Raw genomic sequence first — 17,316 nt, forward strand, 5'->3', positions numbered from 1 at the left:
GGGTCGTGATCACGGCAGATTCAGCAGGTGTTCAAAGAGGCGGTGCCTCCGCTCCAGCAGTGGCTTCAGCCGCTTCAGTGGCTACGGAGCGGAGGCACCCCTTGTGGCGCCGGGTGGTTCTCAGCGGATGGCGAGGGCGACGATCTGGGTGACCGCGTCCTCCGTGAAGTTGTCATCGCTGACCAGGATCAGCGAGCGTTCGCCGGAGGGCATGACCGGGCCCCACGTCATGCCCTCGGTGTTGTCCACGGTGGACAGGCCGGGTAGGTCGTGGAAGTCCGCGACGAGCGTCTTCTGCATCGGCACGACTGTTTCGCCTGTTTCCCCGGCCAGGGAATCCATGGCGCGCACGTCGGTCGCACCGCGCGTGGTGGCGTCGTAGAGGCGGATCTTGTACCCGTGGCCGGCCACCCAGGTGCGTTCGAGGACGAGGTAGCGGTGGGGGTCGTCCGGGAAGGCGAGGATCGAGGGGACGCCGGTGTCCGGGCCCCACGGGCTGTCCGGGTCGTTCGGGGCGAAGATCTTCTCTACGGGGTAGGCGAACTGCCCCAGTACGTGGCCGCTTCGGGTCTGCTGGGTGACGCGGACCAGTGCGCCGCGGTTCACGTCGGGTACCGGACCGTCCTGGATCAGCGGACCCTCGACCGCGCTGGTCACCATCTGGCCCCGCAAACCAAAGGTGAACGCCTCCACGCCCTGGTTCCGCCGCGGCCCCCGCTCCTCCGTGGTGATCTCGTAGTTCGCGGGCAGGGGCAGCTGGCCGAGGTAGGCGCCGGTGCGGGAGGCGAACTGGATCGTCTGCGGGATCAGCGGATCGTCCGCGTTCTTGGGCCGGTTGCCCTCCTGCGACCACCAGTAGCGGCAGTCGCGCGGGGCGACGCGGATCTCTTCCGGGTCCACGGCCTTGCCGTCGCCCGCGGTCGGCGGCGGGTAGACCGTTCCGTCGGGCTGGCGGAAGGGGTGGGTGCCGGTGAAGTCGACGGACCGCACTCCGGCCGCGGTCACGTCGACCTTCGCCGTGTAGAAGCGGGCGGGCTGCTGGAACGAACGGTCGTCGCTGATGAACACGTACTCGCCGGTGCAGGGGTTCCGGTCGATACCGGAGAGCCCGCCGACGGTGGTGCCCTGGAAGTCGAGCTTGTGCGGAACGATCTTCTCGCCGAGCAGCCGCGCGTGTGCCGCTGCCGCTGCCGCGGACTTGGACGACTCGGATGACGTGTACGGCGCAGACGACTGGGATGGCTGGGACGACTGCGACGACTGCGACGGCTGGGACGACTTGTGCGACTCGGACCGCTCGGCGGTGCCGCCGGGTTGGGCGGCCACCGCGGGGGCCAGGATCGTCGTCAAGGCCAGGGCGGCGCCGCATGCTCGGCGCATCAAGGGTGCTCTCATGGCGGTGATGTTGTACCGCCCGGCCCGTCCAGTGCAGTCACCCACCCGTGTATTCCTGCCCCTTGGCGCCTTCGGAGCTAAGAGGGCCGTCCAGGGTCACTACGCTGCCCGCGTGTCCGTCCTGCGTCGTTACGGTGTCGGTATCGCCGTCCCGCGGGGCCGGGTTGCCCGCGTGTCCGTCGGCATACGCCGTGGCCGAGGTGCCGCACAGTGCGGCGGCCGCGGCGGCGAGGGTGACGAAGGTCTTCTTGGCGCGGGTCATACCGACTCCTCCAGGGGCGGGAATTCGAACAGCGGTTGTCAGAGATATGCCTGAATCTGTGGTGGAACATGCGTCGGCCGCGACGGCTCCCCCTCCGCGCCGTCGCGGCCGATCCCCCGTAGGGCAGGACTACTTGGCGGGCTCGCTGCCCGCGTGGCTGTCCTGCGTGGTGATGCCGCCATCGACCGGCTCGCTGCCGGCGTGGCTGTCCATCGTGCTGACGTCCGCCGGCAAGCTGCCCGCGTGGCTGTCGGTCGGCTTGATGGTGGGCTTCTTCTTGTTCTTGATCTCTTCGTCGCTCATTACGAACTCCCCCTGTGTAGGCGGCATTGTTGGGTAGCAACACCCGCCCGGCAGCTCCCCCGAGGGCCGCCGGACGGGCACTGCGGAGTCGCACCTTAACCCTGCGACTCTCCGCCAAGCCGTCTGCCCCCCGAGGCGACGGTTCGACAGAAATGAAGACTGCCGGACTGCGATAAACGATTGATGAACGCTTGAGCCGTGCTGGTCAGGCGGCAATCGGGGCGAGCAGTCGGCGCACCACGTCTGCCTCGGGCGCGTCCGTCTGCTCGTAGATCGCGAGAGCCTCGGTCCAGCACGCCTTCGCGCGGTCGGCCTGACCGAGCTCGGACAGGGCGCACCCCAGTGTCGTCAGGACGTTGCCTTGCGCCCACTCGCCACCGATGCAGCGCAGGGCGAGCGCCTGTTCGGCGTGTTGCGCGGCCTGGGCGGGACGGCCTGCGGCGAGGTGTGCCTCGGCGATCCGGAAGTGTGTCGAGCCCTCCCAGAGCCGCTGCCGGTTCTCCGTGAAAATGCCCAGGGCGTCCGAGAGTTTGCCGAGCGCCTCGGCGTAACGGCCTGCCCGTGTCAGGGCGATGCCGAGGGCAAGGCGTCCGTTGGCGAGACGTACGGTCAGGCCCAGGTTGTCGTAGATACCGATGCCCTGCTGTGCGAGTTCCACGGCCTGCGTGGTGCGGCCCATCGCCACCAGGATGCGGGACAGGTTGCACAGGGCGCTGGCCTCACCGGGCTGGTTGCTGTCCGCGCGGAAGGCCCTGATGGCCCGCTGCAGGTGGGCCTCGCCCGCTTCGTGGTGCTTGCGGTAGATGGCGATGATGCCCCGCTCATTGGGGGCGTTGGCGCTGGTCCACGGGTCCTCGGCGATGCGGCCGAGCTCGGTGGCCTGCTCCGCCTCCGCGTCGGCCTCGTCGAACCGGCCCGCCCGGCTGTGCACCTGGGTCAGGGTCGTGCGGGCCCGCCCCTCCGAGTGGGGGTCCCGGGCAGCGCGGGCGGCGTCGCGCGCGGCAAGTGTCGCGGTCTCGTAGCGCCGTGAGCTTGCCCCGGACTCGGCCAGGTCCTTGGCCGCCAGCAGGAGGTCGACAGCGCGCCGCAGCGAGCCCTCGGTCAGGGACTGCTGTACGCAGGCGAGGATGCAGTCGGCTTCCGCGTGCAGCCAGTCCAGTGCCTCGGAGCTGTCGGTGAAGTCGAGCGCGGGGTACTGGGTCTCCTCCAGGTGGTCCACGGTGCGGTCACCGGGGCGCTCCCAGGCGTACACGCCCGCCGCCGTAGCCAAGTAGAAGTCCAGCAACCGCGAAAGCGCCGCATCCCGCTCGCTGGGCGGATGTTCGTCCCGTTCCGCGCACGCACGCGCGTAGAGCCGGACCAGATCGTGGTAGCGGTAGCGGCCCGGGGCCGCCGACTCCAACAGCGATGTGTCGACGAGGGACTCCAGGAGGTCCTCCGTCGCCTCCACCGGCTGGTCCAGGACCGCCGCCGCTGCCGCCAGCGAGATGTCCGGGCCGTCCGCCAGGCCCAGGAGCCTGAACGCCCGCGCCTGCGCAGCGTCCAGCGCGCCGTACCCGAGCTCGAACGTCGCCTTGACTGCCAGGTCGCCCGCCTGCAACTCGTCCAGCCTGCGGCGTTCGTCCGCCAGCTTCGCGGCCAGGACCGAGACCGTCCACGTACGCCGGGCCGCCAGGCGCGAAGCCGCGATGCGGATGGCCAACGGCAGGAAGCCGCACGCTGCAACGACATCCAGCGCTGCCTCACGCTCCGAAGCGACCCGCTCCTCGCCCACGATCTTCGTGAAGAGCTGTAGCGCCTCCTCCGGCGACATCACATCCAGGTCCACCAGGTGCGCGCCCGCCAGGCCGACCATCCGGACCCGGGAGGTGATGAGCGCCGCGCAGCCCGCCGTGCCCGGCAGGAGCGGTCTCACCTGGGCGGCATCGCGGGCGTTGTCCAGGAGGACAAGGAGTCTGCGGCCGTCCAGGACCGAGCGGAAGAGCGCCGCCCGCTCCTCCAGGGTGTCCGGAATCGCCGAGTCCGCCGTGCCGAGGGCGCGCAGGAAGGCGCCCAGGACCGTTTCCGGCTCGGCCGCCCGGGCGCCCGCGCCCTGCAGGTCGACGTAGAGCTGGCCGTCGGGGAAGTGGGTGCGGGCCGCATGCGCCACATGCACCGCAAGCGTGGTTTTACCCACGCCGCCGATGCCCGCCAGGGCCGAGACCGCCATGACCCGGCCCTCCGCCGAGGCCAGGACCTCGCCCAGTTCCTCCACGAAGGCCACGCGGCCCGTGAAGTCCGGGACAGTCGCCGGGAGCTGGGCCGGGCGGACCAGCGACACCGTCTGCTCCGCGGCCGGAACCGAAGGTTCCGCCAACCCGGGATCCGCCTGCAAGATCCGCTGCTGCAGTTCCGCCAGCCCGGGCTGCGGGTCGACCCCAAGCTCGTCCGCGAGCAGGCGGCGCGTGTCCGCGTACACCGCGAGCGCCTCCGCCTGGCGGCCCGAGCGGTACAGGGCCAGCATCAACACCTCGCGGAAGCGCTCCCGCAGCGGGTGCGCTGCCGTCAGGGCCGTCAGTTCCGAGACCGCCTCCGCGTGGCAGCCCTGTTCCAGGTCCATGTCCAGGCGGGATTCGAGGAGTTGGAGGCGCCACTCCTCCAGGCGGGTGCGCTGCGTGTCCGCGTACGGGCCGGGGACGTTGGCGAGCGGCCCGCCGTCCCAGAGGGCCAGGGCCTTGTTGATGAGACCCCGCGCCTGGCACAGGTCACCCGCGCCGCGCGCCTTTTCCGCGTCCCCGGCCAGCTCCTCGGCCTGGGTCAGGTCGAGCGCCTCGCCTCCGGGTACGCCGGAACTGCCGCCCACCGGCAGCCGGATCGCGTAGCCGCCCGCCTCGCTCGCAAGCACCCCCGCGTCCAGGATCTTCCGCAGCCGCGAGGCGTACGTCCGTACCGCCGCGAGGGCCTGTGACGGCGGCTCCTCGCCCCAGATCGCGTCGATCAGCTCGGCCGCCGTGGCCGTGCGGCCCTCGCGCAGGAGCAGGGCCGCGAGCAGGGCGCGCTGCTGTGGGGAGCCGGTGTTCAGGGGCTCCTCGCCGCGCCACGCACGTACTGGTCCGAGCACGCTGAAGCGCAACGGCGGCCCCTCCGGGCGCCGCTGCTCGGGTACGCGCGGTACACCGTCCATCGTTGTCCCCCTGGCGACCTGCGGACGTGCTGGAGCCCTCTGGAGCGGGCCGGTGGAACCGAGGGCCGGGAGCTGCCTTCCCCCGCCGCCCGGTCCACACACATGGAATTGTCCGTGCCAGTTTGCCTTGTCGGGGGCGTCCGCGTCAGCAGGGGGAGGTACCTCTCACAACGTCCACGCACCCTCTACTCCGGCTATTTCCCGCCACTTTCACGGCATCGGGTCGTTCTTGGGCCGTTCTCGGGTCGGCCGCGGATCGCCCTCGGGTCTCCGATGGACCGTCCTCGGATCGTCGTCGGATTGCCTTCGCAAGCAACTGTCCGGAGAGCTGACGGGGCGTCAGATCAGCGCTACCGTGGAGCGCATGGAGACCTTCCCGAAGATCATCTCGGTGGACGACCACACGGTGGAGCCCCCCAACGTCTGGCGGGACCGGCTCCCGTCGAAGTACCACGACATCGGCCCCCGGATCGTGCGCGCACCCCTGAAGGAAATGTCCTTCCTGGGTGGGAAGTTCGCGCCCGTCATGGGCGAGCAGGGCGATGACGGGCCCATCGGTGACTGGTGGATCTATGAGGATCTGCACCGGCCGCTGACCCGGCTCGACACCGCCGTCGGCTACGACCGCGACGAGATCAAGCTCGAGGTCATCACGTACGAGCAGATGCGCCCGGGTTCGTACGACGTGCCGTCCCGCCTCGCCGACATGGACGTCAACCACGTCCAGTCCGCCGTCTGCTTCCCGACCTTCCCGCGCTTCTGCGGTCAGACCTTCACCGAGGCCAAGGACCGCGAGCTCGGGCTGCTCAGCGTGCGGGCGTACAACGACTGGATGGTGGAGGAGTGGTGCGGACCGCAGGCGCGCGGGCGCCTGATCCCGCTCACCCTCATCCCGTTGTGGGACGCCGAGTTGGCCGCCGCGGAGGTACGACGCAATGCCGCGCGCGGCGTGCGGGCGGTCGCGTTCTCGGAGATACCGCCGCACCTCGGGCTCCCCTCCATCCACACCGACTACTGGGACCCGTTCCTCGCGGCCTGCGACGAGACCGGGACCGTCGTCGCCATGCACATCGGCTCGTCCTCGAAGATGCCCTCCACGTCCCCCGACGCGCCGCCCGCGGTCGGCTCCACCATCACGTTCGCCAACTGCTGCTTCTCGATGGTCGACTGGCTGATGAGTGGCAAATTCGAGCGGTTCCCGAACCTCCGGGTCATGTACGCCGAGGGCCAGATCGGCTGGATTCCGTACATCCTGGAGCGCGCGGACGTCGTCTGGGAGGAGAACCGCGGCTGGGGCGGGGTCGCGGACAAGGTGCACCGGCCGCCGTCCGAGCTGTTCGCGGAGCATGTCTTCGGCTGCTTCTTCGACGATGCCTTCGGACTGAAGAACCTCGACGCGATCGGCGTCAAGAATGTCTTGTACGAGACCGATTACCCGCATTCCGACTCCACCTGGCCCAAGTCGCGGGAGGTGGGGGAGTCCCAGATGGGGCATCTGGCGCCGGATGTCGTGGAGCGGATCGTGCGGCGGAATGCTGTCGATCTGCTCGGTCTGACGGGGGACGGGCTGTGGGGCCCCTCGGCGCCCACGCATCCTGGTGGGGCGGGTTCCTCATGAGGCGGGGAACGACTCCGGGGGGACTGGGGCGACGGGCGCGACTGGCGTACGGCATGCAGCTTCCCGTCCAGTCCCAGAGCACGATCTACGCCGAGTCCTGGGAGGCGGCGGCCGGGGTCGAGGACCTGGCCGAGGTGGCCCGGGCGGCCGACCGGGCGGGCTTCGCGTACATCGCGTGCTGCGACCACGTGGCGATTCCGCGACGGCTCGCGGACGCGATGAGCACCGTCTGGTACGACCCCGTGGCCACGCTCGCCTTTCTCGCCGGGGTCACCGAGCGGGTACGCCTGCTCAGCCATGTCGCGGTCGTCGGGCTCCGGCATCCGCTCGCCACGGCCAAGCAGTACGCGACCCTCGACCACCTCAGCGGCGGACGGCTGATCCTCGGGGTCGGGGCCGGGCACGTGCGGGAGGAGTTCGAGGCGCTCGGGGCGGACTTCGAGGGGCGCGGGCGGGTGCTCGACGAGTGCGTGGACGCGTTGCGGGCCGCGCTCGGGCCGGAGGAGTTTCCCGCACATCGGGGTGAGTTCTACGAGTTCAGCGGGCTTGGGCAGCGGCCGCGGCCTGTGCAGGAGCGCGTGCCGATCTGGGTCGGTGGCTCCTCTCCGGCCGCGGTACGCCGGGCGGCGACGCGGGGCGATGGCTGGCTGCCCCAGGGGGACCGTCGCTCCGAACTGCCCCGGAAGATCGGCCGGTTGCTGCAACTGCGTGAGGCCGCCGGGATCGAGGAGCCGCCGGTCATCGGGGCCATCGCCGAGCCCTTGTATGTCGGCACACCCCGCTGGGACGTGGGGCGCCGCACCCTTTCCGGCAAGCCGGAGGCGCTCGCGGAGTCGCTTGCCGAGTACGCCGCGATGGGGGTGGGGCAGGTACAGGTGCGGTTCCGGTCGCGGAGCCGGGGTGAACTCGTGGAGCAGGTCGAGGCGTTCGGCGCTGAGGTAGCGCCTCTTCTTCCCCAGCCCCGCCCCTTCCCGTAACCGGGGGCTCTGCCCACCGGACCCCCGCTCCTCAAACGCCGGAAGGGCTGAAACAAATGCCCGGGCGGGGTGGGGCCCATTCAACCGACAGGAGGCAGACACATGGGCAAGCTGGATGACCGCGTAGTCATCATCACCGGGGCCGCCCGCGGCCAAGGTGAGCAAGAAGCGCGGCTCTTCGCCGACGAGGGCGCGAAGGTCGTCCTCGCTGATGTGCTCGACGAGCAGGGGCAGGCCGTCGCCAAGGAAATAGGGGAGGAGCGGGCCCGGTACATCCACCTCGACGTGAGCCGCGAGGACGACTGGACCGCCGCCGTCGCCGCGGCCAAGGACGCCTTCGGGAAGGTCGACGGGCTGGTCAACAACGCGGGCATCCTGCGGTTCAACGCCCTCGTCGACACCCCGCTCGACGAGTTCATGCAGGTCGTGCAGGTCAATCAGGTGGGGTGCTTCCTCGGGCTCAAGGCCGTCGCGCCCGAGCTCGCCGCCGCCGGGGGCGGGACCATCGTCAACACGGCCTCGTACACCGCGATGACCGGCATGGCCGCCGTGGGCACGTACGCCGCGACCAAGCACGCCATCCTCGGGCTCACCCGCGTCGCCGCCATGGAGCTGGCGCCGAGCGGGATCCGGGTGAACGCCGTGTGCCCGGGGGCCATCGACACCCCGATGTCCAACCCCTCGCAGCTCGACCCCGATGCCGACCCCGCCGAGACCTCGGCGGCCCTCGACGAGCTGTACCGGAAGCTGGTGCCGCTCGGGCGGGTCGGCCGGCCGCGTGAGGTGGCCGACCTGGCGCTCTTCCTCTCCGGCGCGGACTCCTCGTACATCACCGGGCAGCCGTTCGTGATCGACGGTGGGTGGCTGGCCGGGGTCAGCGTCATCTGATGGCGTCTGACGTCCACCCGAGGAGATCTGACGGTTCATCAGTATTGACGGGCCTCGGCCTCGGTGGAACAGTCGACGCATTCAGATCTGACGGTTCGTCAGAAACCGTCAGGAGGAACCAGGGAATCAGAGGACGGTGAACTCCTTGGAATTCGGGCTCTTTGTACAGGGGTACGTCGGCAAGCAGGCCCTGACCGATCCGCAGGCCGAGCACCGGGCGCTGATGAACGAGACCGAGTACGTCGTCCAGGCGGACAAGTCGGGTTTCAAATACGCCTGGGCGTCGGAGCACCACTTCCTGGAGGAGTACTCGCACCTCTCCGCCAATGACGTCTTCCTCGGGTACCTCGCGCACGCGACGGACCGGATCCATCTCGGCTCCGGGATCTTCAACCCGCTCGCGCAGGTCAACCACCCGGTGAAGGTCGCCGAGAAGGTCGCCATGCTCGACCATCTCTCCGAAGGGCGGCACGAGTTCGGGTCCGGGCGCGGCGCCGGGTCGCACGAGATTCTTGGGTTCATCCCGGGCGTCACCGATATGAACTACACCAAGGAGATCTGGGAAGAGACCATCGCCGAGTTCCCCAAGATGTGGCTCCAGGACGAGTACCAGGGGTTCCAGGGCAAGCACTGGTCGCTTCCGCCGCGCAAGGTGCTGCCCAAGCCGTACGGCAAGTCGCACCCCGCCATGTGGTACGCGGCCGGATCCCCGCCCTCGTACGCCATGGCCGCGAAGAAGGGGCTCGGGGTACTCGGCTTCAGCGTGCAGAAGGTGTCCGACATGGAGTGGGTCCTCGAGCAGTACAAGGGGGCCATCAAGGACGCCGAGCCGATCGGGGACTACGTCAACGACAACGTCATGGTGACGTCCACGGCCATCTGCGCGCCCACGCACGAGGAGGCGGTGCGGATCGCGGCGACCGGGGGGCTCAACTATCTGCAGTCGCTGGTCTTCCGCTACCACGACACGTTCCCGCGGCCCGAGGGCTTCCCGGTGTGGCCGGAGACGCTGCCGGAGTTCAACGAGGAGATCATCGAGCTGCTCATCTCCGAGGAGCTGCTGATCTGCGGTGATCCGGACGAGGTGCGCACGCAGTGCAAGCGGTGGGAGCAGGCGGGCGCCGATCAGTTGTCGTTCGGGCTGCCGATCGGGATCTCCCGGGAGGACACGCTCCAGACGATCCGGCTCATCGGGGAGCACGTGATTCCGCGGATCGACACCGACCCCGTGCACCGTACGACCAGGTTCCGGCGGGCGGCGTAAGACGTAAGAGGAGCGACGTAACAGGAGCGACGTAACAGGAGTGGCGTAACAGGAGTGGCGTAACAGGAGTGGCGTAACAGGAGGGGAAAGCACGTCATGCTCGACCACCTCATCAAGGGCGCGACCGTCGTCGACGGCACCGGAGCCCCCGCGTACGTCGGTGACGTCGGTATCCGGGACGGCCGGATCGCCGTGATCGCCGAGCCAGGAACCGTCACCGAAGCGGCGCGCACCAGCGAGGACGCCGACGGCAAGGTCCTCGCCCCCGGATTCGTCGACCCGCATACGCACTACGACGCCCAGCTGTTCTGGGACCCGTACGCGACACCGTCGCTCAACCACGGCGTCACCACCGTCGCGGGCGGCAACTGCGGCTTCACGCTGGCGCCGCTGCACCCCGATCGTCCCCAGGACGCCGACTACACGCGCCGCATGATGTCCAAGGTCGAGGGGATGTCCCTGGTAGCCCTCGAAGAGGGGGCGCCCTGGAACTGGTCCGGCTTCGGGGAGTACCTCGACGCCCTCGAGGGCCGGATCGCGGTCAACGCCGGGTTCATGGTGGGGCACTGCGCCCTGCGGCGGTACGTCATGGGGGAGGACGCGGTCGGGGGGCAGCCCACACCCGAACAACTCAAGGACATGCTGCGGCTGTTCCATCAAGCCATGGAGGAAGGGGCCTGGGGGCTCTCCACCACCCAGTCGTCCACGCACTCCGACGGGGACGGTGAGCCCGTCGCCTCCCGGCACGCCAAGCCCGACGAACTCCTCGCGCTCTCCCGCGCCGTGGCCGAGCACGAGGGCACCCAGCTGGAGGCGATCGTCGCCGGGTGTCTCGATCAGTTCTCCGACGACGAGATCGATCTCTTCGTGGACATGTCCGCCGCCGCCGGGCGGCCGCTCAACTGGAACGTGCTGACCATCGACGCCGCCGTGCCCGAGCGGGTGCCGCGGCAGCTCGTGCCGAGCGAGCGGGCGCGCAAGGCCGGTGGCCGGATCGTGGCGCTCACGATGCCGATCCTCACGCCCATGAACATGTCCCTGGGCACGTACTGCGCCCTCAACTTCATCCCCGGCTGGGGCGACATCCTCGGCCTGCCCGTGCCCGAGCGGATCGCGAAGCTGCGCGACCCGGAGGTACGGAAGGAGATGCTGCGCCGGGCCGACAGCAAGGAGGCCGGGGTCTTCAAGCGGCTCACCGACTTCGGCCGGTACGTCATCGGGGACACGTACAGCAAGGAGAACGAGGGCCTGACGGGCCGGGTCGTCCAGGACATCGCCGCCGAGCGCGGGCAGGACCCGTTCCAGTGCCTGGTGGAGATCTGCGCCAACGACGAGCTGCGTACGGTGCTGTGGCCGATGCCCCCGGACAACGACCCGGCCTCCTGGGAGCTGCGCAAGCAGACCTGGGAGCACGAGGACGTCATGCTCGGCGGCTCGGACGCGGGCGCGCATCTGGACCGGATGTGCGGCGCGCCGTACACGACCCGCTTCATCGGCGACTGTCTGCGCGGCCGGAAGCTCACGACCCTTGAGCGGGCCGTGAAGATGCTGACCGACGACCCCGCGCAGCTCTTCGGGCTCCGCGAGCGCGGCCGCATCGAGGAGGGCTTCCACGCCGACCTGGTGCTCTTCGACCCGGAGAAGATCGACGCGGGCCCGGCCACGCTCGTGCACGACCTGCCGGGCGACAGCCCGCGCCTGGACTCCAAGGCGCTCGGCGTCACCGCGGTCTGGGTCAACGGGGTCGAGGCCATCCGCGAGGACACCGTCACCGGCGCGGTCCCCGGCAAGGTCCTCCGGTCGGGCCGGGACACCCGGACGGTGAGCACCCAGTGACCTCCGGGCAGCGGCTGTTCATCGGCGGCGAGTGGGTCGACCCGGACCACGGGCACTACGAGGTGATCGATCCGGCGAGCGAGGGCGTCGTCGGGCTCGCGCCCGAGGCGTCGCGCGAGCAGGTGTACGCGGCGGCCGCGGCGGCCCGGGAGGCGTTCGACGACTGGTCGCGGACGCCGCCGGAGGAACGCTCCGCACTCCTGGACCGGGCCGCGGAGCTCATCCGCCGCGACGCCGCCGAGTCCGCAAGGATCGCCCAGGCCGAGACCGGCGCCACCACCGGCACCGCCCGCGGCATGCAGGTCGCCGTGGGCGCCGCCCGGTTCGCGCGGTACGCCAAGGGGGCCCTGGAGCCGGTCGAGCACGCGCTGCCGCCCCAGGTCACCGAGGCGGGTCCGATGGGCCCGGCCTCGGTGCTCGGGGCGCTCGCGATCCGGCAGCCGGTCGGCGTGGTCACCTGCGTCACGTCGTACAACAACCCGTGGGCCAACCCGGCGGGCAAGGTCGCGCCCGCCCTCGCCATGGGCAACACGGTGGTCGTGAAGCCCGCGCCGCAGGACCCGCTGTCGGTGTACCGGATGGCGGCCGCCCTGGCGGAGGCGGGCGTTCCGCGCGGGGTGGTGAATGTGGTCTCCGGGACGGATGTGGCGGTCGGCGAGGCGGCCGTCGACTCCCCGGACGTCGACATGGTGAGCTTCACCGGCTCTACGGCGGTCGGGCGGCGGATCGGCGAGGTGTGCGGCCGCACGATGAAACGGCAGCTCATGGAGCTGGGCGGCAAGGGCGCGGCGGTCGTCTTCGACGATGCCGATCTCGATGCGGCAGTACGGGGCATCGGCACGACGTACGCCTTCTACAGCGGCCAGATCTGTACGGCGCCGACGCGGGTGCTCGCGCAGCGGGGCGTGTATGAGCAGGTGGTCGAGAAGCTGGCGGGCTACATCGGGTTCCTGAAGGTCGGGGATCCGGCCGAGCAGGGCACGGTGGTCGGCCCGGTGATCTCGGCGGCCCACCGCGAGCGCGTCGAGTCGTACGTCGAGCTCGGCCGCAAGGAGGGCGCGAGGGTGGTCGCGGGCGGCGACCGGCCGCCCCTTGAGCGCGGCTTCTACGTGGCCCCGACGCTCCTTGCGGACTGCACGAATGAGATGCGGGTGGCCCGGGAGGAGATCTTCGGCCCGGTGGTCGTGGTGATCCCCTTCGACGACGAGGAAGAGGGGGTCCGGCTCGCCAACGACAGCGACTACGGCCTCATCGACTACGTCTGGTCCGGGGACGCCGCCCGCGCCTTCCGGGTGGCGCGGCGGCTGCGGGCGGGCGGGGTCGGCGTGAACACGGTGGGCCGGAACATGGAGGCCCCGTTCGGCGGGTTCAAGCAGAGCGGGGTGGGCCGGGACGTGGGTTCGTACGCCCTGCACGCGTACAGCGAGCTGCAGGCGGTGGTGTGGTCTGGCTGAGTGCCCGTTGAGTGGCCCTGAGTGACCGCGCGCCGGGTTTCGAGTGACGTTCAAAACAAGGACGGGAAATTTTGATTCCGGACAAAACAGACACCTCTGCGGTTCCCGCATGGCGGAAACAGGACTTCAGTCCTGTGAATCTGTGACCGAAGTCTCGCGTGTGCCTAACAATCCTTGATCGATATCCGATTCGCATCGGCTGATTCAAGGTTTAAGTACCGGACTCAAATCCTCCGGATGTGGAAACCGCAGCACCTACCGTCCTTTGCATGACGCAGCTCGAATCCCCGCCCCAGGGCGGAGACACGGTACGGGGCGTGGCCGCCGCAGACGGCAACGCCCAGGATGGCATCGCCCAGGACGGCGTACGCGCCAAAGGACTCAGTGGCAACTCACTGGGCCTCGTCGGCAGTTCCGCGATCGGGATCTCGACGGTCGCGCCGGTCTACTGCCTGACCAGCACGCTCGGCCCGACCGTGAGCGAGGTCGGCCTGCAGATGCCGGCGATCTTCCTCGCCGGGTTCCTGCCGATGCTGCTCGTCGCCTTCGCCTACCGCGAGCTGAACAAGGCGCTGCCGGACTGCGGCACCTCCTTCACCTGGACCGTCAAGGCCTTCGGGCCGCGCGTCGGCTGGATGTGCGGCTGGGGCCTGCTTGTCGCCACGATCGTCGTGCTCTCGAACCTGGCGGGTGTGGCAACGAACTTCTTCTGGCTGCTCGCGGGCGAGGTGACGGGCAGCGAGTCGATCGCCGCCCTGGACGGCAACAAGGCGATCCACATCCTCACCACGCTCGTGTTCGTCGCGGCGGCCACCGCGCTGAGCTACCGCGGCATCACGGCCACGAAGTGGGTGCAGTACGCGCTGGTGGCCCTCCAGCTGGCGGTCCTGGCCCTGTTCGTGGTGATGGCCGTGACGAAGTCGGACGAGGTCGTCGGCTCCCTGGACTTCTCCTGGTCCTGGATGAACCCCTTCGGCGTCGAGTCCTTCGCCGCCTTCACCGCCGGACTCTCCCTCTCGATCTTCATCTACTGGGGCTGGGACACCTGCCTGTCCGTCAATGAGGAGAGCGTCGGCAGCGCGAAGACGCCCGGCCGTGCGGCCATGCTCGCGATCGTCGTGATCGTCGCCTCGTACCTGCTCGTCGCCATCGCCACCCAGATGTACGCGGGCATCGGCGAGGAGGGCACCGGGCTCGGCAACCCGGACACCGCCGACAACGTCTTCGCCGTGCTCGCCGACCCGATCATGGGCAGCGGCTTCGGGATGCTGCTCTTCCTGGCGGTACTCGCCTCGGCGGCGGCCAGCCTCCAGACCACGTTCATCCCGGTGGCCCGCACGGCCCTCGCCATGGGCACGTACCAGGCATTCCCGGAGTCCTTCGCCAAGGTGCACCCGCGCTTCAAGACGCCCGGCCTGGCCACGATCGCGGCGGGCGTCGGGACCGGCGTCTTCTACACGGTCATGACGCTGCTGAGCGAGAACGTGCTCCTGGACACGATCTACGCGCTCGGCCTCATGATCTGCTTCTACTACGCGATCACGGCGTTCGCCTGCGTCTGGTTCTTCCGCCGCGAACTGCGCACCTCGGTCAAGGAGCTGCTGGTCAAGGGCGTCCTGCCGGGCCTCGGCGGCCTGATGCTCACGGCGGTCTTCGTCCAGACCCTCAAGGACATGTGGGACCCGGCCTACGGCAGTGGCTCGGCCGTCTTCGGCGTCGGCTCGGTCTTCGTCATCGGCGTGGGCCTGCTGCTGCTCGGGGCCGTGCTGATGCTGGTCATGCAGCGCCGCAGCCCGGCGTTCTTCCGGGGCGAGGTGCTGACGACGGAGACACCGGCGCTGGTGGTCGAGGACTGATCTTCCCGCCCACCGGTGGGGAACGACGACGGCCCGTCCCGTGGGGGGACGGGCCGTCGTCGTGTGCTGCGCGCGGCGCCGGGCCATGGCGGGGCTTCCGGGATCAGGCCGGGATCAGGCCGGGTTCTGCGGCGACAGCTCCGCCATCTCGCTCCAGCCCTGGGCCTCCGGGATCTCCACGTTGATGATCTCGGGGGTCGTGGCGATCGCCTCGGCCATCGTCTCCAGGCCCGCCTTGAAGTGCTCGGACTGGACGTGTGCGGCGCCCGCGTCGCCGTCCGCGAAGGCTTCGAGCAGCACGAACTGGTTCGGGTTCTCGGTGCTCCGGGACCAGTCGAAGAAGAGGTTGCCGGGCTCGGCGCGGGTGGCGCGGGTGAAGGCGTCGACGCGGTCGAGCCAGGTGTCGGTGTGTTCGGGGCGGACGGTGAAACGTACGGCGATGAAGATCATGGGTTCAGGGTGGCGGTGCCGTCCGGGCGGTGCCAGTGCGGGGCACCCGGATTCCGGCTCTGCCGGAAGAATCGGCCCGTCCGGCGTTTGAGGTCGAGCGTGATCAGCGCGACAAGGGGGCCTGGGGCTTGCCCCAGTTACGGGAAGGGGCGGGGTGGGGATGAAAGAGGTTCAGGCCGCGATTCCGTGAATCCCCGGTCACGCTCGGAGCAGGGCGTACGTAGGAGGCGGAACGAAGCTCGGCCGTACATGGCTCGCTTGATGGTCTTGATGCGGTTGACATGACCTTCGACGATGCCCGAGCTCCACGGGAGGGTGAGGCCGGCGGTGACGGCATCGCGGTCGAGGCAGAGGCTCTTCGAGAAGGAGAGCATGGGCCCTGGAGAGTCACGTTCGGCCTCCTGTACCCGGGCCAACAGCTGGTGGCCGCGACGGTGTTGGAGCAGGTCGTGGAAGGTGCGGGCGAGGTCGCAGGCTCGGGCGATGTCGGGGCACGCCAGCCGTGCGGTCAGGAGTTGTCTTCCTCCGAGGGCCTGCGAGTGCTGCGGGGCAGCATGATCCACGTGATGATCTTCCGTGGACTGGGGGGCGCCGCGGGCGGGTTCGACGGTGCCGGTCTTGAGTCCGGCGACGTAGCGGCGAACGGGCAGATCGCTGCCTGGGTAGCCGCGCTCGCGGATCCCGCGGAAGAGGTCGGTCGGGCTGGTCACGCCGTCGGTGAACCGCTCAGTCAAGGTAGGCGGTGCACGGCTCCAGCACCCCCTCGGGGCGCCCGTGCCGGGCCGAGGCCAGCAGGTCGTCGAAGTCGGTGTCGCGGAAGCGGCGGACGGTCTTGCGGTCCAGGTGCAGGCGCCGGGCGATTGCGGAGGTGGAGAGCCTCTGCCGGAGCAGGTGGTGGATATCGGAGTACCGGTCGACGGTGCGGATGGCGATCTTCGTGGGCGGCAGCGTCGGCGGAGGCAGCGGGTTGATGATCCGCCGGGGCAGTGCATCGCGGTCGGCTTCGGCCTGTTCGCGCAGGCAGGGGCGGTGTTGGTGACACGTCTTCTCGACCGCGGAGGAGAGGTTGTGGAGCAAATGCCAGTGGTCGGCGATCTCCTGGGCCTCGGAGGCGGCTTCCCGGACGGCGCTGGAGTGGGCACTCGACCGGTTCCCTGCAAATGATCTCCGCACCGGGATGTTCGCGCAGCCACGCGACGAAGGTCGCGGCGTCGCGGTCAGGCAGGACGTCCACCACGCGGGCCGCCTCGACGTCCACGAAGACAGTGCCGTAGCGCCAGCCCTTACGGAAGGCGAACTCGTCAACCCTCAGCACTCTCGGCGCCTGGGAGGGCACGGCCGGGGCCGTGAGCAAGTTCAGTAGGTGGGTGCGGCCGGTGGGTAACTGCGGGGTCCGGCACAGGCGTTCACCGGGACGGCCGCCCAGGAACATCGCGATGGTCTGCATCCATCGCCGTAACCCCACGCTGACGACGGTATCGCTCGCTGAGATCCGGGACCTGTTCGACGAACGGCCGCCGCGAGCACGCGGCCCGCCCGCAGAAGAAGCGACGAACGCTGCGCCAGATCACCAACGCCCGCCCCACCACGGGACGTTCGGTCAGGCGGCGCACGTACCGGGAGTGCACACGGCGTCCCGGACAACCGAGCCAGGTCAGACTGGTGGCCGCCCGCACGACGACGCCTCGACGGTGACCTGCACCGCCGTGACACGCACATCGATCCCGGGAAACAGCACATCCTCGATCGTGATAGCCCCCTACCAGGGAATCCCCCGCAAGAAACGTTCCCGCACTCGCACGAGGACCCGGGGATTCACGGAATCGCGGCCTGAACCTAATTGAGCCGCC

General features: G+C 69.7%; 14 protein-coding genes and 1 pseudogene. 7 read left to right on the forward strand and 8 right to left on the reverse strand.

All coding sequences use genetic code 11. The features are described 5' to 3' along the window. Positions 1 to 120: 120 nt before the first annotated feature. The 4 genes from ACWD10_RS02695 to ACWD10_RS02710 all read right to left on the reverse strand — a co-directional run bounded on the left by ACWD10_RS02695 (position 121) and on the right by ACWD10_RS02710 (position 5,123). The gene (locus tag ACWD10_RS02695; RefSeq protein WP_451086219.1) at positions 121 to 1,395 is read right to left on the reverse strand and encodes an esterase-like activity of phytase family protein; all 1,275 of its coding nucleotides are present in this window, start codon (positions 1,393 to 1,395) and stop codon (positions 121 to 123) included. Between the two features lie 37 nt (positions 1,396 to 1,432). After that, positions 1,433 to 1,657 carry a hypothetical protein gene (locus tag ACWD10_RS02700; RefSeq protein ID WP_451086221.1) on the reverse strand — a complete coding sequence of 75 codons (225 nt, stop codon included), beginning with the start codon at positions 1,655 to 1,657 and terminating at the stop codon, positions 1,433 to 1,435. A gap of 129 nt (positions 1,658 to 1,786) precedes the next feature. After that, positions 1,787 to 1,960 (reverse strand): hypothetical protein, encoded by a 174-nt coding sequence (locus ACWD10_RS02705; protein WP_451086223.1) that lies wholly within the window; start codon positions 1,958 to 1,960, stop codon positions 1,787 to 1,789. Between the two features lie 205 nt (positions 1,961 to 2,165). Next, positions 2,166 to 5,123 (reverse strand): AfsR/SARP family transcriptional regulator, encoded by a 2,958-nt coding sequence (locus ACWD10_RS02710; protein WP_451086225.1) that lies wholly within the window; start codon positions 5,121 to 5,123, stop codon positions 2,166 to 2,168. 364 nt (positions 5,124 to 5,487) lie between these two features. On the opposite strand from ACWD10_RS02710, the gene ACWD10_RS02715 reads away from it, so the two are divergent. The 7 genes from ACWD10_RS02715 (at position 5,488) to ACWD10_RS02745 (ending at position 15,016) form a co-directional block, all read left to right on the forward strand. Further along, entirely contained in the window at positions 5,488 to 6,741 is a 1,254-nt protein-coding gene (locus ACWD10_RS02715) for an amidohydrolase family protein (protein WP_451086227.1), read from the forward strand. 53 nt (positions 6,742 to 6,794) lie between these two features. After that, on the forward strand, positions 6,795 to 7,718 hold the full coding sequence (locus tag ACWD10_RS02720) for an LLM class F420-dependent oxidoreductase (RefSeq protein WP_451086229.1): 924 nt from the start codon (positions 6,795 to 6,797) through the stop codon (positions 7,716 to 7,718). 102 nt (positions 7,719 to 7,820) lie between these two features. Beyond that, positions 7,821 to 8,606, forward strand: coding sequence for an SDR family NAD(P)-dependent oxidoreductase (locus ACWD10_RS02725; RefSeq protein ID WP_451086231.1), 786 nt, complete (start codon positions 7,821 to 7,823; stop codon positions 8,604 to 8,606). Between the two features lie 145 nt (positions 8,607 to 8,751). Continuing rightward, on the forward strand, positions 8,752 to 9,870 hold the full coding sequence (locus ACWD10_RS02730) for an LLM class flavin-dependent oxidoreductase (RefSeq protein WP_451086529.1): 1,119 nt from the start codon (positions 8,752 to 8,754) through the stop codon (positions 9,868 to 9,870). Positions 9,871 to 9,966: 96 nt separating this feature from the next. Further along, a complete protein-coding gene (locus ACWD10_RS02735; RefSeq protein ID WP_451086233.1) occupies positions 9,967 to 11,706 on the forward strand; it encodes an N-acyl-D-amino-acid deacylase family protein in 1,740 nt (579 codons plus the stop codon). Then, positions 11,703 to 13,160 (forward strand): aldehyde dehydrogenase family protein, encoded by a 1,458-nt coding sequence (locus ACWD10_RS02740; RefSeq protein ID WP_451086235.1) that lies wholly within the window; start codon positions 11,703 to 11,705, stop codon positions 13,158 to 13,160. Before ACWD10_RS02735 ends, ACWD10_RS02740 begins: the two co-directional genes overlap by 4 nt. 269 nt (positions 13,161 to 13,429) lie before the next feature. Continuing rightward, positions 13,430 to 15,016, forward strand: a complete 1,587-nt coding sequence (locus ACWD10_RS02745) for an APC family permease (RefSeq protein ID WP_451086236.1) — start codon at positions 13,430 to 13,432, stop codon at positions 15,014 to 15,016. Between the two features lie 114 nt (positions 15,017 to 15,130). Here the strand turns inward: ACWD10_RS02745 and ACWD10_RS02750 are convergent, their stop codons facing one another. The 4 genes and pseudogenes from ACWD10_RS02750 to ACWD10_RS02765 all read right to left on the reverse strand — a co-directional run. After that, positions 15,131 to 15,466, reverse strand: a complete 336-nt coding sequence (locus tag ACWD10_RS02750; RefSeq protein WP_451086238.1) for a putative quinol monooxygenase — start codon at positions 15,464 to 15,466, stop codon at positions 15,131 to 15,133. Between the two features lie 137 nt (positions 15,467 to 15,603). After that, on the reverse strand, positions 15,604 to 16,176 hold the full coding sequence (locus tag ACWD10_RS02755; RefSeq protein WP_451086240.1) for a transposase: 573 nt from the start codon (positions 16,174 to 16,176) through the stop codon (positions 15,604 to 15,606). Positions 16,177 to 16,192: 16 nt separating this feature from the next. After that, positions 16,193 to 16,543, reverse strand: a complete 351-nt coding sequence (locus tag ACWD10_RS02760) for a hypothetical protein (protein WP_451086546.1) — start codon at positions 16,541 to 16,543, stop codon at positions 16,193 to 16,195. 112 nt (positions 16,544 to 16,655) lie between these two features. Further along, positions 16,656 to 16,913: pseudogene (locus ACWD10_RS02765) on the reverse strand (transposase); the annotation flags it as partial. Between the last annotated feature and the right edge of the window lie 403 nt (positions 16,914 to 17,316).

Source organism: Streptomyces sp. NPDC002851, assembly GCF_053591935.1.